27 protein-coding genes and 2 pseudogenes are annotated in these 22402 nt (G+C 43.5%); 16 read left to right on the top strand and 13 right to left on the bottom strand.

Annotated features, from left to right (window positions below; translation table 11 throughout):
* The first annotated feature begins 158 nt into the window (after window positions 1-158).
* The 3 genes from Q9L42_RS20625 to Q9L42_RS20635 all read left to right on the top strand — a co-directional run bounded on the left by Q9L42_RS20625 (window position 159) and on the right by Q9L42_RS20635 (window position 3709).
* The gene (locus Q9L42_RS20625; protein ID WP_349432815.1) at window positions 159-1088 is read left to right on the top strand and encodes a hypothetical protein; all 930 of its coding nucleotides are present in this window, start codon (window positions 159-161) and stop codon (window positions 1086-1088) included.
* A 2-nt stretch (window positions 1089-1090) separates the two neighbouring features.
* Window positions 1091-2236, top strand: coding sequence for an RNA-guided endonuclease InsQ/TnpB family protein (locus Q9L42_RS20630; RefSeq protein ID WP_349432871.1), 1146 nt, complete (start codon window positions 1091-1093; stop codon window positions 2234-2236).
* A gap of 279 nt (window positions 2237-2515) precedes the next feature.
* Complete coding sequence (locus tag Q9L42_RS20635; protein ID WP_305910565.1) at window positions 2516-3709, top strand: tyrosine-type recombinase/integrase; 1194 nt, start codon at window positions 2516-2518, stop codon at window positions 3707-3709.
* Between the two features lie 87 nt (window positions 3710-3796).
* Here the strand turns inward: Q9L42_RS20635 and Q9L42_RS20640 are convergent, their stop codons facing one another.
* On the bottom strand, window positions 3797-4231 hold the full coding sequence (locus tag Q9L42_RS20640) for a hypothetical protein (RefSeq protein WP_305910566.1): 435 nt from the start codon (window positions 4229-4231) through the stop codon (window positions 3797-3799).
* Between the two features lie 284 nt (window positions 4232-4515).
* Window positions 4516-4701 carry a hypothetical protein gene (locus tag Q9L42_RS20645; protein ID WP_349432816.1) on the bottom strand — a complete coding sequence of 62 codons (186 nt, stop codon included), beginning with the start codon at window positions 4699-4701 and terminating at the stop codon, window positions 4516-4518.
* Window positions 4702-4872: 171 nt separating this feature from the next.
* Here Q9L42_RS20645 and Q9L42_RS20650 point away from each other — a divergent pair, with 171 nt between their 5' ends.
* The 3 genes from Q9L42_RS20650 (at window position 4873) to Q9L42_RS20655 (ending at window position 6105) form a co-directional block, all read left to right on the top strand.
* The gene (locus Q9L42_RS20650) at window positions 4873-5643 is read left to right on the top strand and encodes a Fic/DOC family protein (protein ID WP_349432817.1); all 771 of its coding nucleotides are present in this window, start codon (window positions 4873-4875) and stop codon (window positions 5641-5643) included.
* A gap of 94 nt (window positions 5644-5737) precedes the next feature.
* Window positions 5738-5983 carry a helix-turn-helix domain-containing protein gene (locus Q9L42_RS21615; protein ID WP_432648909.1) on the top strand — a complete coding sequence of 82 codons (246 nt, stop codon included), beginning with the start codon at window positions 5738-5740 and terminating at the stop codon, window positions 5981-5983.
* Window positions 5980-6105 carry a hypothetical protein gene (locus Q9L42_RS20655; protein ID WP_305910569.1) on the top strand — a complete coding sequence of 42 codons (126 nt, stop codon included), beginning with the start codon at window positions 5980-5982 and terminating at the stop codon, window positions 6103-6105. Before Q9L42_RS21615 ends, Q9L42_RS20655 begins: the two co-directional genes overlap by 4 nt.
* Window positions 6106-6239: 134 nt before the next feature.
* Here Q9L42_RS20655 and Q9L42_RS20660 read toward each other — a convergent pair whose 3' ends face one another.
* Complete coding sequence (locus Q9L42_RS20660; protein ID WP_305910570.1) at window positions 6240-7517, bottom strand: tetratricopeptide repeat protein; 1278 nt, start codon at window positions 7515-7517, stop codon at window positions 6240-6242.
* 13 nt (window positions 7518-7530) lie between these two features.
* Here Q9L42_RS20660 and Q9L42_RS20665 point away from each other — a divergent pair.
* Window positions 7531-7776 (top strand): annotated as a pseudogene (locus Q9L42_RS20665) (zinc ribbon domain-containing protein); the annotation flags it as partial.
* Between the two features lie 55 nt (window positions 7777-7831).
* Here Q9L42_RS20665 and Q9L42_RS20670 read toward each other — a convergent pair.
* The 4 genes from Q9L42_RS20670 to Q9L42_RS20685 form a co-directional block, all read right to left on the bottom strand.
* Window positions 7832-8173, bottom strand: coding sequence for a hypothetical protein (locus Q9L42_RS20670; protein ID WP_349432818.1), 342 nt, complete (start codon window positions 8171-8173; stop codon window positions 7832-7834).
* A gap of 43 nt (window positions 8174-8216) precedes the next feature.
* Complete coding sequence (locus tag Q9L42_RS20675) at window positions 8217-8720, bottom strand: hypothetical protein (RefSeq protein ID WP_349432819.1); 504 nt, start codon at window positions 8718-8720, stop codon at window positions 8217-8219.
* An 82-nt stretch (window positions 8721-8802) separates the two neighbouring features.
* A complete protein-coding gene (locus Q9L42_RS20680) occupies window positions 8803-9414 on the bottom strand; it encodes a hypothetical protein (RefSeq protein WP_305910574.1) in 612 nt (203 codons plus the stop codon).
* A gap of 12 nt (window positions 9415-9426) precedes the next feature.
* Window positions 9427-10050 carry a hypothetical protein gene (locus Q9L42_RS20685; RefSeq protein WP_305910575.1) on the bottom strand — a complete coding sequence of 208 codons (624 nt, stop codon included), beginning with the start codon at window positions 10048-10050 and terminating at the stop codon, window positions 9427-9429.
* Window positions 10051-10250: 200 nt separating this feature from the next.
* Here Q9L42_RS20685 and Q9L42_RS20690 point away from each other — a divergent pair, with 200 nt between their 5' ends.
* On the top strand, window positions 10251-11330 hold the full coding sequence (locus Q9L42_RS20690; protein ID WP_349432820.1) for a hypothetical protein: 1080 nt from the start codon (window positions 10251-10253) through the stop codon (window positions 11328-11330).
* Window positions 11331-11591: 261 nt separating this feature from the next.
* Here Q9L42_RS20690 and Q9L42_RS20695 read toward each other — a convergent pair whose 3' ends face one another.
* From Q9L42_RS20695 to Q9L42_RS20710, 4 genes are all read right to left on the bottom strand, one after another.
* Window positions 11592-11924, bottom strand: coding sequence for a helix-turn-helix transcriptional regulator (locus Q9L42_RS20695; protein ID WP_349432821.1), 333 nt, complete (start codon window positions 11922-11924; stop codon window positions 11592-11594).
* A complete protein-coding gene (locus tag Q9L42_RS20700; protein ID WP_305910578.1) occupies window positions 11921-13186 on the bottom strand; it encodes a type II toxin-antitoxin system HipA family toxin in 1266 nt (421 codons plus the stop codon). Before Q9L42_RS20700 ends, Q9L42_RS20695 begins: the two co-directional genes overlap by 4 nt.
* 108 nt (window positions 13187-13294) lie before the next feature.
* The gene (locus Q9L42_RS20705; protein ID WP_305910579.1) at window positions 13295-13759 is read right to left on the bottom strand and encodes a hypothetical protein; all 465 of its coding nucleotides are present in this window, start codon (window positions 13757-13759) and stop codon (window positions 13295-13297) included.
* A gap of 132 nt (window positions 13760-13891) precedes the next feature.
* On the bottom strand, window positions 13892-14830 hold the full coding sequence (locus Q9L42_RS20710) for a hypothetical protein (RefSeq protein WP_305910580.1): 939 nt from the start codon (window positions 14828-14830) through the stop codon (window positions 13892-13894).
* Window positions 14831-14904: 74 nt separating this feature from the next.
* Here Q9L42_RS20710 and Q9L42_RS20715 point away from each other — a divergent pair, with 74 nt between their 5' ends.
* The 4 genes and pseudogenes from Q9L42_RS20715 to Q9L42_RS20730 all read left to right on the top strand — a co-directional run bounded on the left by Q9L42_RS20715 (window position 14905) and on the right by Q9L42_RS20730 (window position 17766).
* Entirely contained in the window at window positions 14905-15336 is a 432-nt protein-coding gene (locus Q9L42_RS20715) for a hypothetical protein (protein WP_305910581.1), read from the top strand.
* Window positions 15337-15481: 145 nt separating this feature from the next.
* On the top strand, window positions 15482-15670 hold the full coding sequence (locus tag Q9L42_RS20720; protein ID WP_305910582.1) for a DUF7706 family protein: 189 nt from the start codon (window positions 15482-15484) through the stop codon (window positions 15668-15670).
* A gap of 160 nt (window positions 15671-15830) precedes the next feature.
* The gene (locus tag Q9L42_RS20725; RefSeq protein WP_305906270.1) at window positions 15831-16538 is read left to right on the top strand and encodes an NYN domain-containing protein; all 708 of its coding nucleotides are present in this window, start codon (window positions 15831-15833) and stop codon (window positions 16536-16538) included.
* Between the two features lie 78 nt (window positions 16539-16616).
* Window positions 16617-17766, top strand: a pseudogene (locus Q9L42_RS20730) (RNA-guided endonuclease InsQ/TnpB family protein).
* 147 nt (window positions 17767-17913) lie between these two features.
* Here Q9L42_RS20730 and Q9L42_RS20735 read toward each other — a convergent pair.
* On the bottom strand, window positions 17914-18729 hold the full coding sequence (locus Q9L42_RS20735; RefSeq protein ID WP_305906273.1) for a hypothetical protein: 816 nt from the start codon (window positions 18727-18729) through the stop codon (window positions 17914-17916).
* Window positions 18730-18831: 102 nt separating this feature from the next.
* Here Q9L42_RS20735 and Q9L42_RS20740 point away from each other — a divergent pair, with 102 nt between their 5' ends.
* Window positions 18832-19368: a hypothetical protein gene (locus Q9L42_RS20740; RefSeq protein WP_305906274.1), complete on the top strand. Its 537-nt coding sequence runs from the start codon at window positions 18832-18834 to the stop codon at window positions 19366-19368.
* A 191-nt stretch (window positions 19369-19559) separates the two neighbouring features.
* Here the strand turns inward: Q9L42_RS20740 and Q9L42_RS20745 are convergent, their stop codons facing one another.
* On the bottom strand, window positions 19560-19937 hold the full coding sequence (locus Q9L42_RS20745) for a hypothetical protein (RefSeq protein ID WP_349432822.1): 378 nt from the start codon (window positions 19935-19937) through the stop codon (window positions 19560-19562).
* 134 nt (window positions 19938-20071) lie between these two features.
* On the opposite strand from Q9L42_RS20745, the gene Q9L42_RS20750 reads away from it, so the two are divergent.
* The 3 genes from Q9L42_RS20750 (at window position 20072) to Q9L42_RS20760 (ending at window position 22331) form a co-directional block, all read left to right on the top strand.
* Window positions 20072-20269 carry a hypothetical protein gene (locus Q9L42_RS20750; RefSeq protein ID WP_305906276.1) on the top strand — a complete coding sequence of 66 codons (198 nt, stop codon included), beginning with the start codon at window positions 20072-20074 and terminating at the stop codon, window positions 20267-20269.
* Window positions 20270-20332: 63 nt separating this feature from the next.
* A complete protein-coding gene (gene ung / locus Q9L42_RS20755; protein ID WP_305906277.1) occupies window positions 20333-21013 on the top strand; it encodes a uracil-DNA glycosylase in 681 nt (226 codons plus the stop codon).
* A 130-nt stretch (window positions 21014-21143) separates the two neighbouring features.
* Window positions 21144-22331, top strand: coding sequence for an RNA-guided endonuclease InsQ/TnpB family protein (locus tag Q9L42_RS20760; RefSeq protein WP_305906278.1), 1188 nt, complete (start codon window positions 21144-21146; stop codon window positions 22329-22331).
* Window positions 22332-22402: the final 71 nt, after the last annotated feature.

Below are 22402 nucleotides of genomic sequence, written 5' to 3' on the forward strand. Positions count from 1 at the left end.
TTGTTTTTAATGAGATTCGGCATAGCCTAACAATCAATATTAGAGCCGGCTAATGTTTAAGCTGAATATTAGCATTATCTGATATTCCTTGCCCTCAAAAAATTGGGAAACTTCAGTTTATTAATTTTAAGCTTGAAAATCTTGATAAATTAACATTTTTGTATATCCGTAACGGGGAGCAAACTTATCGAATTAATTGTGATCTTAGTTTTGACGATCTGATTTTTCCGGATAAAAATCGGCTAAACCTGACCGAAGCCATGATGATGAAAAAAAATCATTATTACAGCAAGGCAGACACTATGTCGGTTCACGAATACGATGAATTGGTCAAACAATATAGGCAGAACGAAGAAAAATTAAAGCAATGGAAAGCCGAAAATCCTGGGGTTCATGAATATCAGAGCCCTTATAGAAAATTGGCGGGCTCAAGCTTTTGTCCGGAAAACTGGGTGCCTTTGAACCCGGAGCATCTCTATTTTGATGACTATCAGGCTGACCTTGCCGATCAAGTCCGTAAATACAATCGCATTGCGCTCATTATTCAGGGTTTATTCGATCGATCGCCGGCCTTACACCCTCACCTGCCCGTGCAAACGTGGGTGCATGAAAGCTTCATGCAGATGGTTGAATTAGTTTACGACGCCTCAGATGTATTGCACCATGGTGAAACTCCAGACTTTGAGGCGTATAAAGCAAAGTGCAATGAGACAATTAATGAGGGCTCAGTATTAATTGGCCAGCATCTTTTCTGGATGAAAAAAGAGGCAGAAAAAGAATCGAGGAGAATGGATCGAGATCGACGCATTCATTCCGACTGGCGCCCTGAATTATATGAGCCGTATGGCAATCCGGGCCCAGGACTATTGGCAAAGCCTTTCAAATGGCAGTCTCGCGCACGAAATGCCATCTTTTCCTGGTATAGAGAACGCCTAGTCAGAAAGTTCATCAAAATCGAGCGAGAAACCCGGTTCTTTAGGGCCGGGAGGGATAGCGCAAGATTGAATTGTCTCACCAAAAAACATAATGATGTTGTAGGGGGGTTGCTATTAACAGTTTTATTATTTTCTATTAAACTCATAATATGACAGTGAAACGCGCGTATAAATATCGATTTTACCCTGATGCTGAACAAGAAGTTTTGTTGACTAAAACGTTTGGTTGCGTGCGCTTTGTCTATAATGCCATCCTTCGGTACCGAATGGATGTTTACCAGCAAAACCAGGTTAAAATCAATTATTCTGGCGCCAGTGCAAAATTAACCGAACTGAAAGTGACGCCGGACCTGTCGTTTCTCAAAGAAGTCTCCAGCGTACCGTTGCAACAATGTCTTCGACACCAGCAAAGGGCGTTTACGAATTTTTTCGAAGGCCGAGCAAAATACCCGGTGTTTAAATCGAGAAAACACAAGCAATCTGCAGAATTTACTTATCGAGCATTTACTTACAAGAACGGCCAGCTGACTTTGGCCAAATGCAAGAGCCCGTTGGACATCCGCTGGAGTCGGAAGCTGCCTTGCGCGCCATCAACCATTACCGTGTCCAAGGATCGGGCTGGCCGCTATTTCGTTTCCTGCCTGTGTGAATTCGAACCGTTGTTACTGCCGGTAACCGATAAGAAAGTTGGCATCGATGTCGGCATTAAAGACCTGTTTGTGTCCTCGGACGAATTTCGATCCGGGAATCCTCGCCATACCGCGAAATACGAAGTGAAACTGGCAATCCTTCAGCGTCGCTTAGCGAAAAAGACGTTAGGCGGCCGAAACCGGGCAAAAGCAAAGCGCAAGGTCGCCCGCCTTCATGCAAAGATCGCCGATTGTAGACAGGATCATTTGCACAAGCTGTCACGCAAACTCATTAACGAGAACCAAGTGGTTTGCGCGGAAAACCTTGCAGTAAAAAACCTGATCAAACATCCTACGCTCGCCAAATCGATTGCCGACGCCAGCTGGGGCGAACTGACGCGCCAGATCGAATATAAAGCGAATTGGGCTGGCAGAGTCTATGTTGAAATTGATCGGTTTTTTCCGTCCACCAAACGCTGTCATTGCTGCGGTTTAGTTACCCAATCCATGCCGCTGAACGTCCGGTCCTGGGAGTGCCCGCAATGCGGGACGAATCACGATCGCGACCTGAATGCAGCGAAAAACGTTTTAGCCGCCGGGCTGGCGGTGTTAGCCTTTGGAGAGAATGTAAGTGATGGCGATATTCCGATATCACCATCCGATTCTCGATGAATTAGGAATCCCCTTCCTTTAGGTGGGGGAGGAAGTCAACTACTGTGAAGACGATACTATTCGGGTCACGATCACTGTCCCTGCATCAGAGCTATTCAATATTAGTGCGTATCGCCCGGGCGACTACAAGCAATTTTTCCAGGACCCAAGAACTCGAGAGCGCTATTTGGATTGGGCGCCCGTGTTGTTGGCGGCCGAGGAATACATTGCCGGCAGAATGATGGTCAAAGAACCAGTTTAATCTTGTAGAATGCTGCCTTGTCAGCCAAAATATAGCTCATGAATGCACAAGGCAACATCATTAAGCTTTGCTCGTTAGAATCGATCGCCCTTCCCCACGCTCTAAATGGGGAGACTGGGGATAACCGGTCTCAAATGACGCCGAAGATACCGGTCAATCATGATCTGGATGCGATTTACTGCTGGCTTTCCAGAGTAAACAAAGAGCAGTCGCCACACACCTATCGCGCTTACAAACGTGAAGCGGAGCGTTTGTTATTATGGTCGCTTGCCAAAAAAGGAAAAGCGCTATCATCACTTAACACGGTTGATTTGAATGAATATCGTGAATTTTTGCTTGATCCTCAGCCAGAGAGTTTCTGGATAGGCCCCAAAAGACCAAAAAGTGCAATCGACTGGAAACCGTTCACCGGCCCCTTGTCGACGCGAAGCGTAAAACACACCGACACCATTATTCGAAACCTTTTTGGGTTTCTAACAGATCAACATTATCTATCGCATAACCCCTGCTCTGCTCAGGCAAAAGTCAAGGATGGTCGTAAAAGCGGATCTATCGATGTTAACCGATCTTTATCACATTCAGAATGGGAATTTATCAAGAGCTTCCTGACACGCAAAACGGAGAAATATAAAAACAAGGAAGACCAAAAAAAATGGTGTCGGACGCAGCTCATCGTTTTGTTTCTGTACGCGACCGGCCTCCGAATTCACGAAATCGCGAAAGCTAAACTCGGCGATATTGTCAAAAAAGAGCGAAAGAATAAAGTTCAATTCTGGCTTTCGGTCGTTGGCAAAGGCGGTATTATTCGTGAAGTTCCCTTGCCAAAGACGACTTATCAACTTCTGGGTGAAAGTTATTTGTTGATCACTGGCTTAAGTTTTGGACAAGTCGGAGATGAGGCCCCGATTATCCCCTCTTTGCGCGGCAACAAACATGGCGCCAATTGCATTAAGCCTTTAGCCATCCATAAAATCCTTAAAGAATGTTTCGATCTAGCGGCTGCCGAACTCATTGATGTCGATCCGGAAGCTGCCAAAAAAATTGTACAAGCCAGTACTCATTGGCTGCGTCATACGCATGGAACGCATGCGGTTGATATGGATATCCCTTTGCCTGTAATTCGAGACAATTTAGGCCATAGTCATATTGCAGTAACCTCCCAGTATGTGCATGCCGACAAGGACTTGCAGCACGATGCTTTCGAAAAGCTATCTAGCTCAGGCGACACTTAAACGACAACAATAACGCTTGAATGCTGCGCTTACTTTGATAATCTTGATTTTCGACGATTAACAAAAGATAGTTCTATCTCGGATTTTTTAATCGGCCAAAATAGCGGTCATATTATAAGCGCGACCTATATCTGTATATCCATAAACAACTCCGTTTGACGGAGCTCTAATAATTAAATTTGCAGACTGAGGCGCATTTCCGTCATGCCAATTTATGTAGGCCGATCCTGTTGCCCCTATAACTCTTCCCCAGGAATCTTTGATTTGAACGGGCCTTAAAGTTGCGCCGCTCTTGCCTCTATTTGCCGTCAGGCCATAAACACTAACAAGATATCTCCTTCCTGGAATTAAGTTATTAATATAATAACTGCCAGACGATATGGTCACTCCTACATTTAAATTATTTTTAGAAACCCCTAATGGAGCTACAGAAGCTGAATCACTTGATATTGCATATTTTTGCCCATGCAAGACCAGAAATAAGGTTAAAAGTATTTTAAATAAATGGTTAAAATATTTCATATGTTATTTTAATTAAGTATATTTGGATAAGGTGATATTATTGCCGTCTGAGTTCGGTCTGCATGTGCGCTGCTATCAATTCATTAGTCTTTTAACTTTTTGAATCTTAAAAAAATAATAAAAACATATAATACAACATATATTGATAATTTTTTTGCTAACTGGATCGCACAGCATCCAAAAGTAGAAGACTAAACTGATTGGTCTACCAGCTAAAAACGGTTTGAACGTTGTGATGGTACCAGTTTCATTCGAATACTGATCGATCAAGTTCGTAATGAAACCTACTTATCGATATCCACTTTAGAGTTTTTAGCATGACCAATCACTAACCGCGCATATTCTTCTCGGGAGATCTCTCCTGACTCTCTTTTTTTCATCAATTGTCGAGCATACTCAGACACATCTTCTCCGGCGCCTCTGACAATATTAATCGCTTCGTCAACAAATGATTTTTTAGTTTCAGACATACAACATTCTCTTTTTAGGGTACGAATCTTATTCGTAAAATTTGACTTCCTCCCCCCACCTAAAGGAACAGGTAAGTTTAAAAATTACTTCAATCTATTTTATTGTGGATCAATTCTATAAAATGTGTCAACATGTTATCGTATATAAATTACCGCATAAGTAAAAATTATATGATTGACGATTATCTTTATTCTGGCACGCAAACACTGATCAATCGATTTGGTATTCAAGATAAAGCGGTTCTCGATCAGATTGAAAGCGATATCACCGCCGATCGAGTTCGCGAGTTATTAGCGGGCGACCCTGACTTTAATGTCTTCTCAGATAATCTTGATGAAAAATTACTGAGAGGCATTCACAAGCATTTGTTTGTCGATCTCTATGAATGGGCCGGCGATTATCGTCATTGCGACGTCGCCAAAGCAGAACCATTGCTAAACCGAAAAAGCGTTGACTACCCTCCTCCTTATTCGTTTTTTGAAGGAGAAAAATTAATGGAGGACGCGATCAAAGAATCATTGAGCCAATTAGGCGACTCATCCTTTAAAACAGCAAATAAAGAGGAATACATCGACAAGTTGGCTCGATTTGCTACTGATCTCTGGGTAGCCCACCCTTTTCGAGAAGGAAACACTAGAACGGTGACGATTTTTCTGCGGGCGGTCGCCAAATTCCATGGTAAAAGTCTATCTGGGAACTTGAATAATGAAGAGGACGGATTGCGTTTTCGAGATATGCTTGTAATGGCCTCTGTAGGTGACGCTGACCCGTTAAAACAAAGCTTAAGGCGATCCCTTAAGTTTCCAAAAAATGTAGCCAACAATGATATTTCGTTCGAAAATATGTCTCAAAAGTTACAGGGTTTTCGAAGAAAAAAAGCTTCTGAGTTTGGGCATGTTGAAGACGATTTGGAGTCGAATTTTTCAGCAAAGATGAACTAAATGTAGTAGCTCAAAGCGAGCAGCCAAGAGACTGGGAGGTATCACTAAAGCTCAATTGGTCAGCGAGTTTATCCGTCGTTGAAGATAAGCACGGATGCTTATCGACCCACCGGGGACACTGCGTGTTCTGGTTGAAATATTTCAAATAGGCCGATTCCGATTCTGCCCGACCTGCGATCAAATCAAGCTGTTGAATCGTGAGTTTGACCATGCGCGCTTTGTGTGGAATCATTGCCTGGAGCTGAGAGGAAAAGCTTACCGACGCCGAGGCGAAAGCATAAATTATGTCGGCTTAGGAAAGCGACGCATCTCAAACAGACCTCTCGGTTCAACTTTTTGAAAAACGCCACAGCGGCTTATTTGACACAAAAGTTGATTGATCTGGACAAAGCCTTTAAAGACTTTTTCAAGGTAAAGCCGATTATCCACGCTTCAAGAAAAAACAGCACCGGCAAGCTGTGAGCTACCAGCTGGACCAACGCATTGAGGCGTCCAACTATCGGGCCGGGAAGTTTCTGAAGCTACCCAAGCTGGGAGCCTTGGCTATTAAATGGAGTCAGGTGCCGACCGGCACCCCGAAATCCGCTTGAGATAGGCTATGGCTTTTCATGCAACCTCAGCTCTTTCCAGGCTTCAGCCAGGTTATTACGAATTATCGTGACGTCGGTGTGGTCTTCTTGATAAGTTTTCAGGTTGCCGGCCAGAGCCTTCTCGAAATACTCGCGGGCTTGCTCATGCAATCCCTTCTTGTACAACGCTCCGCCCAGGTTATTGCGCGCTAATGCTACACTGGGATGTTCTTCGCCATAGGCTTTCAGGTTGGCGGCCAGGACTTTTTCTAGATAGTCGATGGCTACTCCGTATCGGCCCAGCTCCAACCAGAGATTAGCCAGATTATTACGATTTAATGCTACTTTTGGATGGTCTTCGCCATAGATTTTCAGGTTGCCGGCCAGAGCCTTCTCGAAATACTCGCGGGCTTGCTTATACTGTCCATTTTCGAAAAACGCTATGCCCAGGTTATTGCGCAGTGTTGCCACATGGGGGTGGTCCTCGCCATAAATGTTCAGACCGCTGGCCAGGGCCTGCTCGAAACACCCGATGGCTTTATCATATTGGCCCAACTTATTCCAGGCCAGACCCTGGTTATTACGCACTTTTGCCACTTCGGAATGGTCCTCACCATAGGTTTTCAGGTTGCTGACCAGAGCTTTATCGAGATTTTCGATGGCTTTTTTGTACTGTCCAAGCTTGTACCAAGCTAAACCTAGGTTGTTGTGTTCTCTTGCTACACTGGGATGGTCCTCACCATAAGTATTCAGGTCGCTGGCTAGAGCCTGCTCGAAATACCCGATGGCTTTATCGTACCGACCAAGCGTGTACCAAAATGCACCCAGGTTATTGCGACGTATTGCGCTGGCGGGATGGTCTTCACCATAGGATTTTAGGTCGCTGGCCAAAGCCTGCTCTAAATACTCATGGGCTTGCTTATACTGTCCCTTTTCGAAAAACGCTATGCCCAGGTTATTGCGCAGTGTTGCTACATAGGGGTGGTCCTCGCCATAAATGTTCAGACCGCTGGCCAGGGCCTGCTCGAGATAACCGATAGATTTTTTGTGATGTCCCAGTTCCCTCCAGGCTTCAGCCAGGTTAGCGAGACCTGTTATTACGTTAGGATGGTCTTCACCATAGGTTTTTAGGATGTTGACCATAGAATTCTCCAGATAGCCGATGGCTTTTTCGTACTGTCCGAGCATGTACCAAGCTAAGCCGAGATTGTTGCGATCTATGGCTATAATGGAATCGTCCTCGCCATAGGTTTCCAAGTCGTTGACAAGGATTTGTTCCTCATAATCCTTGGCTTTTTCATGCAAAGATCGCTGATTTTGGGCTGGCAGAGTCTATGTTGAAATCGATCGGTTTTTCCGTCCACCAAACGCTGTCATTGCTGCGGTTTAGTTGCCCAATCCATGCCGCTGAACGTCCGGTCCTGGGAGGGCCCGCAATGCGGTGCGAATCACGATCGCTATGAATGCAGCGAAAAACATTTTAGCCGCCGGGCTGGCGGTGTTAGCCTTTGGAGAGAATGTAAGTGATGGCGATATTCCGATATCGCCACCCGATTCTCGATGAATTAGGAATCCCCTTCCTTTAGGTGGGGCGGGAGGAAGTCAAATTGCTTACCCCACTACATCATTCCGATTGATAGACCTTCGTCCTCGCCTTCGTCCAGCGCTTTGTCTAGCACAAATGTGCCAAGAGGAATTCGACTTGGCTCAACCAATGGCTCGATCTCTTCATTGTCTTCTGCAACCGGATAAATACAGACTTCAAGATTGCCTTCAGCTTGAAAGAAAAGCGCGTCAACATCTTCATTGATAGAAACCCACGAATCACCACCAATCAAAGCCTCAGTGACAGCATTTCTAATAGCACCCTCTTCTTTCGCGACATCTTCTTGTGTCACACCAACTGTAGGAAGCACATTTTTAGCAACCCATTGGAAATATTTTTCAGTATCTTCTTTCATGGGTCCACCCTCCCAAATACAAAATTGATCGATTGATAAATAATTAACGCATAGAAGGCGAACGAGAATCTATGATATTAACCAGGCGCTCTTGGTCTTCTTCACTGAGGCGTTTGCTTAAATCATGAAAAGCACGTTCTGACGACTCTTCTGCGCCGGCCTGTTCGAGATAGGAAATTGCATCTGAAAAAGTGCCATTTATAAAAGCATCATGCGCCAAAGCAATGTAATCTTCATAACGGGCCTCATCCGTTTCATAGCGTGCCACATGCTCGGACAATGTACGGTCTTCCTTCATTAGTTCGCGCCATTCCTCGTATTCCAATCCGAAATGTTCGGCAATTTCCCGTTTGTTGTCTTTGGCTGAAAAGTCGACAAAAAGATAGCTGCGCTTATCCAGCAAATATTTAATCATTCCCTCCATATCAGGGTTGCAACCCGTATTTTCGATTTCAACGTCATGCCGTTCTTTAATAAGCTCGCCAAGGTCTTCTTCGGAAACGCCGTTATCTCTTAAAAAATTTTCAAATACCATTACTTTTCTCATTTATTAATTTTTGTATTATATCATTACCCGCTTGGTCTTCAGGCTAGCAAAAGAGGCTGCCACTTACTCTCTTGACTTCCTATTAAGGCCTTAAATCGTACTCTGTCTCGTCCTCAAATCCTTCTCTTTCCCATATTGGGTGTTGATTGTCCAATATAAGCACTTTTTCACCGCTCTGAATACTCTTGATGCTTTCTAGGCTAATCTCATCACTAATTAACGGAATATCAGAATGTTTAATATCGCCGAGCGCACGAATATATCCGTCAGGATCGATCGACAGCCGGTCGTTTTCTACTGCAAAGACCCCGTTTCGATCATGCGACCTAAAGTTAACCATTGACGTTTCAATTTCAATGGCATGCAAATCATGTGTTGAGCAAAGCGAATGCAATTGCTCAATGTGTTTAATATCCGCTGGCGAAATGACAAACAACATCTTGTCAGGGTCGGAGGAGACCAATGCCATATTGTCCCCTCTGTCTCTGAATGAGATCTCGTAAATCAGTGTGCCATTCGATAAAACGACATGCCGTAATTCCAAATAACTTGTATCACCCTGGATTTCGCCTGTATAAGGGCATAATGGAATAATGCCTCGCGAACCTTCTTGATCCAGATAAGCGCTCAACTCTCTTGAAACGCTAATTTCTTGGGTATCTCGCAAGTGATCATTGAGCTGTAATGTGTCCATTTTTGATCTCGATTAAGGCTTTAAATTTAGGTCGTCATCGCACCTAATAACATAGCCCTGATCACCATAGGTAAATGGACCTTTTGCCACTTCCATGGCGCCAGGCTGGTCAGAGGCAATAAAAAGCCCTTCATTAGTGGAATACACATGTAAATCCATGTCATCGTACAATGCGCCACCCACATGAACAGCTGGCACCCCTTTGTTGACTTCAACTAGCACTTCCAGCTCTGGGCGGTCATCATCCGAGTTACCAACCGAAATTGCGATATTATGGGGTGACATTGAGTTATGAGTAACCTCAACCGCATAAGGCTCATCATCCTTACGGACTTCTTTGTCCCAATCCTCAAACTCAAAAGTCATTTTAAACTCTTCGATAGAGGTATTGGTATTGATTTTATCGTAAAGCAAATCCTCTATATCGCTCCAGGACCAGTCTTCCGTCAAGGAGGATGCATCGACTTCGTACTCAAACATTGGAACTTCAAATTGTTCGGCTAGAGTTTCAGGAAGTCTTTCAACAGCGTTAATCAAAGAAATGCTGTCCTGATTTTCTGCGGTTTGAATGATCGTCTCGCCGAGTAAAACTCCCATGTCACCGTTACTAACCTTAACTAAGCCTACATGAGTCATTAGGCTATCTCCTAAAATATTGATATGGTAGGATATATTATATAAATATTTTTTTATTTACAAATTGCACCTATTTTTTGAGCTTACCCAGGTTATTTGAGGATCTTTTTATGACTGTCGACGTAGAGCAACCAACACAAGCAATTAATATGTTTCACAAATGCATTGAAACATTGGACCGGACATCGCGTGAGATAATAATGTCAAAGGCCAATCGAAGGTTATTTAATGAAATTCCAGTTAAAAATACCTCGCAAAAGACAATTGACAGGCTTTCTCAATTTATTATTGATTCAACCCTTGATCAGTGGGTTGTGCAATTTTATAAGATACACGGCCTAGCCAATGATCTGTTGCCGGTAGATCTGGATAAGCATGAAGATAATGTTGCAGAAAAAATTGCTTGGGATATCGCCTGCGATCAAATGGGTGACTCGATCAACATTCACGAGGCCGCGGTTTTATTTTCAGCCATCGACAAGGCAAATGTTTTAGATAAACTTAAAGAAACAGTGTCGCGAGGCACTGATTTTATACATGACACCATTGTTGCCGATATACAGACCGCTCTATTAAAGGGTCAGTCACCACTGGGAAAAAGCTTTTTTAATAATGACTTTTCATTGGTGCATGACCATCAAAAAAAGGCCTATTTCGCCTGTGATTTTAACGCAATTGCTGCACTAAATTGTTATGTTAACAGCTTAGATAAAAACGATAAAAGCGATAAACTAAAGGCTGAGGCAATTTTAGCCATTGAAGAAGGCCTGGTCTTTGACAGACCGGTAATTGAACAATGTGTAACAGACTTATTTCGTGATTCTGATGAACTTATTTTTGGCGATAATTGGAACAACCCTGAGTTTTTAACGGCGGCAAACATTTTAAAAATGCCTGCGTTTCACGCCAAAATAAAGATGTTCTACAAGAAAAGCCTAATGGATGAGGTGCATGCTGTACTTAATGAATTGCAGGAGACTACAAGTATCAAATTAGGGGCAAATTACAGTGAAACGCCGAAAGACACGCCAATTCCTTATCGGGACATGATTTATCTAACATTTAATGAATCACGGCAATATGAAGTTTGGGGATTTCAATTTACTAACATAGACGAGCTCAAGAATAAAATAGGTGTGATGGCAGCAAATGAGATCGAAGAAATTGAAAAATGCAGGGGTGTTGCCCATTCAAATCCGCCGGAAAGACCCTTTAAAGCAGATTCTTCAGATTTGCATGAATTTGAAGATGGAAGCGAGCCAACCTTTTCTCCGAGCTGATCAATAGCCCAATCCAACAACTCAAATTATTTTATGAAATGTGATTGCGGCCTCGAAATGGATCGAGACCAGAATGCTGCCATCAACATTTTGACGGCTGGGTTAGCCGGATGTGGAGCGACATACCCACAGGCAGCTTAACCGAACGGTTCCTGCCTGGTCGCGACGAAGCATGCAGACACTTAAGTGAGAGCCTGAGTGGGTTGAATGGATCAATCTACTCAGGCGTTAAGTGTTTATTCCAATTGTAACAGGTTAGAGTCAACAATGCCTTACACTCAAATGATCTTCTTCGGAATCACAAGTCTCTTGACCGAATTTAGCCTTCATTTGAGTCTTTTTTTCAATCTGAATATCATCTAGGGTTTTTGGCGCCGGCTTCTCTGCAATATGTAATTCAAGGCCGGCAAGCTTCAAAGCAGTTAGGACACTAAAAAAAGAAGCGGAGCCGAGAGATTCGCCATTAACTTCCATCATTGCGTATTTAGTGCGGCTCATATTTAAAATTTCCGCAGCCTGCTCTTGCGTGATATTTTGGGCTTTACGCCCTTCTCTCATTGCGTCCGATACGCTTTTAAGGCTTTTAATCTTCATAGTTTCATTCCAGGCGATTCTTCTTCATCCTGATCTAAACCAAGATCATGAATGGATGATTGCCAAATATCGATCATTTTTTGACCTATCTCAGTAAATTCTTCGTGACCAGCGATATATTGCCGAATCTCATCTAAAGTGGAGGTCATTGCGTCGACAACCTCTGCATAAACCTGCTCAACTTCTTTTTTCTTTATGTAACAGTGTCTCGCACCAAAAGCAGCGAGCTCTTCTTTTGACCACCATCTTTTTGTGTAATTTTCATATTCTAGGGCAAGTGCCGGAATATCGTTATTGATATAAGCCTGTGTGCAAACCAAATCGTATGCGGGCGATAAAAACACTTTGCCCTGGCCATAAAGCAGCCCATAATTTTTTAGGTGTGCATCACCATTGCGAATCAATGTGTTGAATACCGTCTGTTTAAATATCGATTTCAACGCAGGAAGTGACTCAGTAATATCAATATGATCATCAATGCAATTAATAATCTCTTCGATCGTCCCGTTATATTTAGTGGACGACTTTCCCCCTAGCAAAGCAACGATTTCTTCAAAACCATAGCGGTAGCAGTGGGACTCTGCTTCATTATCTGTTTGATCAAATCGCTTTACTCCCAATAAAGTTCCGTCCTCTGACAGTATAAAATCAGGCACATCGATACCAGCTTTTTTAGCCGCTTTCAAACAAAAATATTCATTCACCGTGAGCCATGGGAATTCATCCGGGTCAAAACTTTTAATAATATGGGTCGCGGTGGTGAGTGTCCGGTGTTGCTGCTCACAGCTCGTTTTTGAGGCTAAAGCCTTTGGCTGAACACCCGATATCCCAGATCGAAAGCCGGATTTAATCAATAACTCTTCAAATAATTGGAAGCCATTTTCACAGGTTTCCAGATCATCTAAATTGATTTTTGGGATAGAGCCAATATTTTCACCTGAACAGATCTGTACTCGGCCAATTGTGTTGTGACCAACAAGCGACAATAACCCCATGTCATCCACTCGTGTAATTTTGGCCATCTGCAGTATCGAGGCTCTTCGTTGCCCTTCAGGCAAAATCATATCAAAAACCGGTGGGAGCTCATGATATATATACTGCTTTTGAGAAACTGGCATCAGTAGCGAGATCTGCTCATTTATGTCAACATTTTCCAGATACTCGAATTGAATCCTGGGGATTGGATTCTTGCTACCGGGATCTGGCTCAATCTCTTTCAGCAAGCCTATTTTTTTATTATTTACGAAAACATTTAGCTGCATAATGCTCGGCATTGTTCAATATTTTAAACATCATAGTTCAATTATCAGTGTTCTGCAGTTAAAATTTATCTATTTTGTTCATTTTTTTTAACAAAATAGTGCGAGCGGTTAAATTTCTGGTCCGGCTATTGTTTCATTGCTCTCAACCAGGAGCGACATCTCGCTCGCTTCTTCTTCACTTACAATTTGAATACAAAACGGACCATCAGGCCATTCACGCTCTTCGGCATGGAAGTCATGGTAAGCCTCAACAGACGCCTCAATTTTCCGCACCTTGCCACTGTAATGACATCCGTCACAATCATTGCCAGAAATAGCTAAATAAACATACCCATCTACAGCATGTTCTGCAATGCGTTCAGCTAACTCTTCATCCTTTGTTAGCCCGTTAACCAATGGTTGCACCCTAATCCCTTCAACCTCAAGTAGGCGATCTTCAATCGATTTCAGTTCTCTCTCATCGATCGATCTGGACAAAAAGCCCTCCATTTTTTTTAGTGAGTTCTCGCCAAACGCACGAGCATAAGCCATGCGGTAAGACATTTTTGTATCTCCAATTAGAACATCGTTCATGTTGCCTCCTGAAATGACACTCCCGTTGCATACTGTTTCAGTGCGACTTATAGGGGATGGTTAATACGCTAGTTTTAAAATGACTACCGGCGAATACTCCGCCGGTTTATGCCAAATTTTAATACCGTTAAATTAACTTATCTCTGGAAGTGTACGGTCTTTCTCATAGAGAAATTGCTCCCAGCTAACTTCTTCATCAACAAGGTCATCGTTTGTTGTAACTTGATAACCTTCTTCACTGGCCTCAATACTCACATCGGCCGGTCCGGCGGAAATAATAACAGGGCGATTTTCGATTGCCGTCAACTCATAATGATCTTCGCCGTGGTGAATAAGATATGGCATTTTTTCGGTTGGCGCGTGCAAAATTGAAATTATTTTGCCGTCCATGTTGCGGTAAGCTTTGTACAGTTTTTCAATGGCGTCTGAATAATTTTCCGCCATAAATTTAGTAGTATGGAGAGTTGTTTCTCCAGACGCTGACAGTACGTGGTAAGTGATGGCTGTCTCGGCCAGCTCTTTCATGGATGACAATTTTTGTTCAACCTTTAAAAGCGATTCAACTTCATCCCATTCCCAGTGCTCACGATCAGGAGTGGTAAAAATCTCATCGACCTTAACCCCGAGAGATTTTGCCAAAAAATGCGCAATATTAATCAGTCTCCCTTGTTCTTCATCGCCCATTGATTCTACAGAGTCAACGTAATCCCCATTCATATAAACGGCCATGCCGGACCAATTTTTTAGTCGAACTAGGGCAACTTGTTGCCTGTTATCATGTTCGAATTTGAAAAAACGTTTGCGGGCTCTCTCATAGGCTAGCCTATTCATGTTCACAGCAAAAGCCTCGGACAAGTTTTCTTTTTCGATGTACTGCTCAAATAACGAAACCTTATCGGCGACACCTAAGCTTTCGTAATCGGGTGACTTTTCAAATGATGCCAGGTAATGCGAGCGATGATGCCATATAAAGCTAGTCAATACAGACAATTCTTCTTCCAAGTTCCAGCGAGTTGCTTCATTAATTTCAAGAAGTACTTTATGAGGATTTTGATTGACGAATAGTTTCATGAGTTGCCCTATGTAATTATTTAATAATTACATGATACCATATTGTTTTTAACAATTAGCACACTAGGAAAAACATGACTTATGCAGGTTATTTGGTACTTCACCATCACAAAGAAGGCGTCTCCACTTATGTAGCTGTCACCGAAAAAAACATAGAGCTTGATTTGGAGGATTTTATCCAAAAAAATCATATCGATTTTGAAGAAGACAAAGAGGAATCTATTAGCATAGAGCCTATTTTTTTGCCTGAAGGGTTCGAAATACACAAAACTAACCCTGTATCGGCTGAGCTTGTCGATAAACTTGTTGCTCTTATTGATTCTTCCAGTGAAGATGTGGTTTCTGAACTAGATGATCAGGTAACATCTCTTTATGAAGGCAAAGCTTCTGATCTGAACAATGCCGGCGTACACAGTCAAGTTGAATGTTTAATTAAGGAATTAGGCGAGAAAAATGTTCGTCAATTGCTGGCGTCATTCAGTAGCTCGGCATGCCCAAAGCAATAGTTGGGCAAAAGAATCTCTATCCTGTTGACAGTATCACGAAGTTTTTTTAATATGGCAATTGATCACCCTGTGAGGTCTTTCTTCATAGCGCCCCTTGGCTCTGGTCTTGGGGCATTACCTTTGCTTCTTAATCTATTCTAAATTCATGGATAGCGTCAAAATTGATCTGGAACTACCCGAAGACCAAGCTCTCGCATTAGCGCAATTTGTTAAGCGTGTCGGTTGGGCTGAATTCCGGCAGAATGCGGTTGATGACAAAGAAGCCTATCTTATCAGTGATGCTGTAGCAAAGCTTCAGAGAGCGATTGCCGATGCCGGCTACGCCCCCAGATAACGTTTTTCCCGTCTCCTTCTCTTCGCACTACCTGATAGTTAGACCCGCATCGAATCAAAATAAAATGTGGTTACATAATTCTATTAAATAATTTTATTTATTAACTACTGGAAAAATAATGTTATGATGTTTTAAATATTATTTAAAAATTGTTGGCCCCATGAAAAAACGCGCTGTTATTTTTGTGGACGGTTTTAACTTGCATCACGCCATTTCCGATCTTGGCAAAGAGCATTATAAATGGCTTGACCTAACAAAACTGTCAGAAGAATTTTTGCCTCGATCCCATTTTTCGATTGCCAAAGTTTTTTATTTCTCAGCCTATGCCGCCTGGATACCGTCCGAGCATAAGCGGCATAAACGTTATATAGAAGCACTGAAAGCAACTGGTGTTACACCAATTCTCGGCCACTTTAAAAAGAAAGAAAATTCATGCAAATGTTGCGACCATACATGGACGCGTCATGAAGAAAAAGAGACAGACGTTAATATCGCGCTTCATATTCTCAATGAAGGCTACCAAGACAGTTATGATACTGCGATGATTATATCGGCCGATTCAGATTTGGCGCCGGCGATAACAATGACCAAGCAAGCCTTTCCGGATAAAAAATTCAAGGTAATCACCCCGCCCGGGAAAAATCACTGCTTTAATTTGGAAGCCGCGACCGGCGTGCCTCCTAAAAGAATCCGCGAGTGCCACCTGGCTAGATCATTATTACCTGAGCAGCTGATTTCAGCGCAGGGAAACCTTATCATACGGCCTGAACGATATGAGCCGCCAGAAATAGAAGATGGTGCCTCACCTTCATCAAAATCGAGCGAGAAACCCGGTTCTTTAGGGCCGGGAGGGATAGCGCAAGATTGAATTGTCTCACCAAAAAACATAATGATGTTGTAGGGGGTTGCTATTAACAGTTTTATTATTTTCTATTAAACTCATAATATGACAGTGAAACGCGCGTATAAATATCGATTTTACCCTGATGCTGAACAAGAAGTTTTGTTGACTAAAACGTTTGGTTGCGTGCGCTTTGTCTATAATGCCATCCTTCGGTACCGAATGGATGTTTACCAGCAAGACCAGGTTAAAATCAATTATTCTGGCGCCAGTGCAAAATTAACCGAACTGAAAGTGACGCCGGACCTGTCGTTTCTCAAAGAAGTCTCCAGCGTACCGTTGCAACAATGTCTTCGACATCAGCAAAGGGCGTTTACGAATTTTTTCGAAGGCCGAGCAAAATACCCGGTGTTTAAATCGAGAAAACACAAGCAATCTGCAGAATTTACTTATCGAGCATTTACTTACAAGAACGGCCAGCTGACTTTGGCCAAATGCAAGAGCCCGTTGGACATCCGCTGGAGTCGGAAGCTGCCTTGCGCGCCATCAACCATTACCGTGTCCAAGGATCGGGCTGGCCGCTATTTCGTTTCCTGCCTGTGAATTCGAACCGTTGTTACTGCCGGTAACCGATAAGAAAGTTGGCATCGATGTCGGCATTAAAGACCTGTTTGTGTCCTCGGACGAATTTCGATCCGGGAATCCTCGCCATACCGCGAAATACGAAGTGAAACTGGCAATCCTTCAGCGTCGCTTAGCGAAAAAGACGTTAGGCGGCCGAAACCGGGCAAAAGCAAAGCGCAAGGTCGCCCGCCTTCATGCAAAGATCGCCGATTGTAGACAGGATCATTTGCACAAGCTGTCACGCAAACTCATTAACGAGAACCAAGTGGTTTGCGCGGAAAACCTTGCAGTAAAAAACCTGATCAAACATCCCACGCTCGCCAAATCGATTGCCGACGCCAGCTGGGGCGAACTGACGCGCCAGATCGAATATAAAGCGAATTGGGCTGGCAGAGTCTATGTTGAAATTGATCGGTTTTTTCCGTCCACCAAACGCTGTCATTGCTGCGGTTTAGTTACCCAATCCATGCCGCTGAACGTCCGGTCCTGGGAGTGCCCGCAATGCGGGACGAATCACGATCGCGACCTGAATGCAGCGAAAAACGTTTTAGCCGCCGGGCTGGCGGTGTTAGCCTTTGGAGAGAATGTAAGTGATGGCGATATTCCGATATCACCATCCGATTCTCGATGAATTAGGAATCCCCTTCCTTTAGGTGGGGGAGGAAGTCAATTTAACCTTGCTGGAACGACAGCAAAATAATTGTGATTACCGGCGCCGAATAACCGATTGTCAAACCAACAAGTTCTATCGCGTTTTCCTTTATCTAGTTTTTTTCTGTCAGACCAATCTCAGCCCCGAATCAGTATCTTCCTGCTCATAATTGTCTGAAGCGTTAACGTTCTGCTTATCCTCCCTATTCAGCTGTTCATCTGCCATCTTGATAGTTTCTTGAAACGCCTTTTCTATTTCAAAAGCAGTTGGAAATTCACCTTCCCGATAACGACCGGTTAACCCGAAGCCTTTTCCATCTATTCGGCTCGCAAAGGCTTCGCATGTAGCCCAAACAGTTTTTTCCCTAAGAAAATCTACTCTAGGCATAATCATATGCCTTAAGGCATACCAACTTTCTTCGGTCGGATGCTCCTTAAAATTTAAATATCCCTGCCATAAATCCGGTCGGTCGAAACGCTGCACATATTGATAAATCTTTGAGTTTGGAAGTTTCGGCAAATCTTCAAATGTAAGTACAGGTACATGGACCAATCTGCCGTCAATAATGGCATCACCATCAATATCCATGTCCAGCTCATCAATAGCATCCTGCAGCCCGGTAATCGATTTGAATAATAATCGGTGATCCAATAGCCACTGAACCTGCTCGCGATAACGATAATATTGTTCATCATATTCCTCGCTGAGGAAAAACAGCTGGCCACAGTTTTCTGCATGCACTGGAACAAGCCGATTCCAGTCCTCGACTGTATCCAGCTGACTGGCCAAATACTGTTGCCGCGGATCTCCCCTAACAAACTCAATTTGCTGCTGTATTAGTTCTGCAGTGTAAATTATGGGAAGCTCGAATTGATGGAGCCACAATTCGTTAATTTGTTCGGAGCAACCATCCTTGGCGATAATATTGACATATTTGCTCATGCGAATTCTTTATATAAGTCGTGAGAAATTTAAAATATATTGTATCATATGCATAATATACAAAATTTAGACTAACCCAATTTAAGAGCCAAAGAGAACAAAATGTCATTTTTTAATCTACAGCAAATCGATCAGGATGGAATAAAGAATCACCACCCTTTTGGTAAAGACCTGCAAGCATTTTGCGCCCAAGATAAAAACATCGAGCTGTTTCCTTCTCACGGTTTCATGGATGGAGGTTGTTATGCGTTGGCGATAGCGTTAAAACAATACCTTTCCGGAGTCCGAACAGCTTTTTATAGCCTGAGCCGGCCGGGCATTATTGATCATATTGTTCTGCAAGTAAAAACGCCTAGCGGTGAATTCTATTTGGATGCTGATGGGATCGCGACAAAAGATGACCTATTGACCAAAGCGGAACGAATGGAGAACTTTTGTCAGCCCGAGCTTAACCCTTTTGATCCGGCCAGCTACGATGAGGAAGATCTTGGAATTACCGGTTATTACATCGATGGTATCCCGTTCGAGCTTACGGCACGCTTGAGATCGGCATTAGGTGAATTTGATCCTGACATGCTGGATGTGCAATGGATTGATGCAGAAGACGACCTTGAAGATCAAGGAGCTACGCCAGGTTGACACTGAAACAAGGTCATTGTTAATCGGATTAGAATAATGTACACTTTTCAAAGTTAATCTTGATCAGGCCTTTTTTTAATGCGCCCCAATTATTAGCTCTTGTAGACTGCAATAGCTTCTATGCCAATGTAACGACATATCTGCCACGCTCTTCAGTAAAACCCACAAAAATACTGTCAACGGAAAGATATTTACCCCATGCCGAGCCCCTGTTCTGGCTCCAACTCTTCGCCTGGCGCTGTCAAATAAAGAACCCAGTCGTCATCTTCGCCTATTTCGCACTCTATCTGTCCGCCTTGATATTTTTTAGGAATAATCTCAGGTAGAGCCTCTATAAGTTTTTTTGATTGTCGGACATCCCATTTTTTGATTTCGTCAAGCGCCTTTTCCATAAATTCATCAGAAACCGCTTCATCAAAATCGAGCGAGAAACCCGGTTCTTTAGGGCCGGGAGGGATAGCGCAAGATTGAATTGTCTCACCAAAAAACATAATGATGTTGTAGGGGGTTGCTATTAACAGTTTTATACGAGCCTCGCAGTGCTTTCTAAGTTGCAACGATGTTAACAATATATTTCCTCTTTTTCAATATAGGTAACCTTATTTTTTATTAACTAAAGTAATGATTTAGGATATCCTAACTGTATCGCATAACACATTGTTTTTACGTATTTAAATGTCTTTTTTTAACAGCAGGAGTCTCAATGTCTTTAGATGACAGTCGACCAACAAAATTAATTTATTCCTTTTTAGGGATTTCAGTCATTGGCCTTGGAGGATTGATTTCGGTAACCTCTGATGAGCTATCCGCGATTATAGAAGGCCTGATTTTTATCGGATTCGGTGGAGCTATTATATATTCCGGGATTAAAGAAAAATCCTTTACAGCCAACAACGCATAGCCTTTTCTTTACAAAAGTCTGCCAGGTTATAATGCCGGCAGTTTTCTTCAAATTTAAGCAATCATGTTGACTCACAACCAAATCATCACAGACTGGAACAAGCATTTAACACCAGAGTTCCAAAAAGACTATTTTCAAAAACTGAGCACTTTCTTGCTCAATGAGGCCAAACAAGGAAAAACCATTTTTCCGGAAAACAATAAAGTGTTTGCCGCGATGAATGAAACGCCGCTGGAACTGGTGAAAGTGGTAATTTTGGGGCAAGACCCCTACCCTACACCCGGCCACGCACACGGTTTATCTTTTTCTGTCGAGCCGGATGTGACGCCATTGCCAAGATCGCTAACGAATATTTACAAAGAATTGACGGATGATCTCGGCATTATGAATGAAACCGGCAATTTAATGTCTTGGGCGCAACAAGGCGTTTTATTGCTGAACACCACACTTACTGTGGAGTCAGGCGCGGCCGGCAGTCACGCTAAAAAAGGCTGGGAAACTTTTACTGACCGCATCATTGAACTAATCAATCAAGAAAAAGAGCATGTCGTGTTTGTCTTGTGGGGTGGTCACGCCCAGAAAAAAGGCAAAAAAATCGATCGCAATAAGCATTATGTGATCGAGACGGCCCACCCTTCTCCTTTATCGGTTTACCGCGGATTTTGGGGAAGCAAACCATTTTCAAAAATCAATAATTATTTGCAATCCACCGGCCAGACGCCGATCAACTGGAAAATTAAATAGTTAACAATACTAGTTTTTCCGTGAATTAATATAATGTGGTAATATATTTATAAAATCAAGCGTAAAACCCTGTCGCTTTAGGACGGGGATGTAAGCGATTTTGTAGAATGAGTATATTAACAAAGAAATCATGAAACAAACGGTTCGCAAAGCCTATCAATTCCGCCTAACGCTCAAGCCTGAGCAAATCTCGCAATTGGTTGCGTACACAGGCAGTTTACGTTTTGTCTGGAACAAGGCGTTGGCGATGAACCTGCATCGGCTGGAGGCGAAACAACCGGTGCTTTGGTACCAGGAACTGAATTTTTTCGCCAACCTGTGGAAGCAGTCGGCTGAGTATGGATTTTTGAAAGCGTTACCATCCCAATCATTGCAGCAACGACTAAAAGATCTGGACCGGGCGATTAAGGATGCGTTCGATAAAACCCAGTCGGGTAAACGGATCCCGGTCTTCAAGAAAAAAGGCCGGAACGTGGATTCGATTCGCTTTCCTCAAGGGTTCAAAATCGATCCCGGCAGCAACCGGCTGTCTTTACCGAAACTGGGCTGGATCCATTATCGCAACAGCCGCAAGATCGATGGCTTGGCGAAAAACATCACGGTTTCCCGAGTCGGCCGGCACTGGTATGCCTCTATTCAGGTCGAAAAAACGATTGAAATAACACCTCACCCCGCCGCCTCGATCATTGGCGTCGACCTGGGGGTTAAACGATTAATCACACTGTCCAACGGCCGGTTTTACCCGGGGCAAGCCACCGGAAAGCGCCTCGCCGGGAAACTGGCGAAACTGCAACGACAGCTAAAACATAAAACCAAATTTTCCAACAATTGGCGTAAACTCCAAGCGAAAATCGCCCGACTGCATGAGCATATCGCCCATGCCCGGAAGGACACCCTGCATAAAGTCTCGACCGAACTGAGCAAAAACCACGCAGTAATCGTCGTCGAAGACTTAAAGATTAAAAACCTGTCCAAATCTGCCAAAGGGACGCGGGAGAAACCCGGGCGCCAAGTGAAAGCGAAATCAGGCCTAAACAAAGCGATTCTCGAGCAAGGCTGGGGCACCCTGGTCAATTTCCTGGACTACAAACAGGCTTGGCGAGGCGGTCAGGTGATTAAGGTCGACCCGCGGCACACCAGCCAGCAATGTCCGCGCTGTGGTCATGCCGCCCGGGAAAACCGTCGAACCCAGGCTGATTTCCAATGCGCCAGCTGCGGTTACCGGAATAACGCCGATGTCGTCGGCGCAAAAAACGTATTAACCCGAGGACACAGGGTATTAGCCGGCTTAGCGCCCGCCATACCCGTCGGGGGCTAGTCTGTGAAGTGAACGGTGCAGTCAAGGCCATCAGCAGCAGAAACCTGCCGAACGCGGTGACGCAAGTAGGC

Origin of the sequence: Methylomarinum sp. Ch1-1 (genome assembly GCF_030717995.2) — a bacterium.
Lineage (GTDB): Bacteria > Pseudomonadota > Gammaproteobacteria > Methylococcales > Methylomonadaceae > Methylomarinum > Methylomarinum roseum.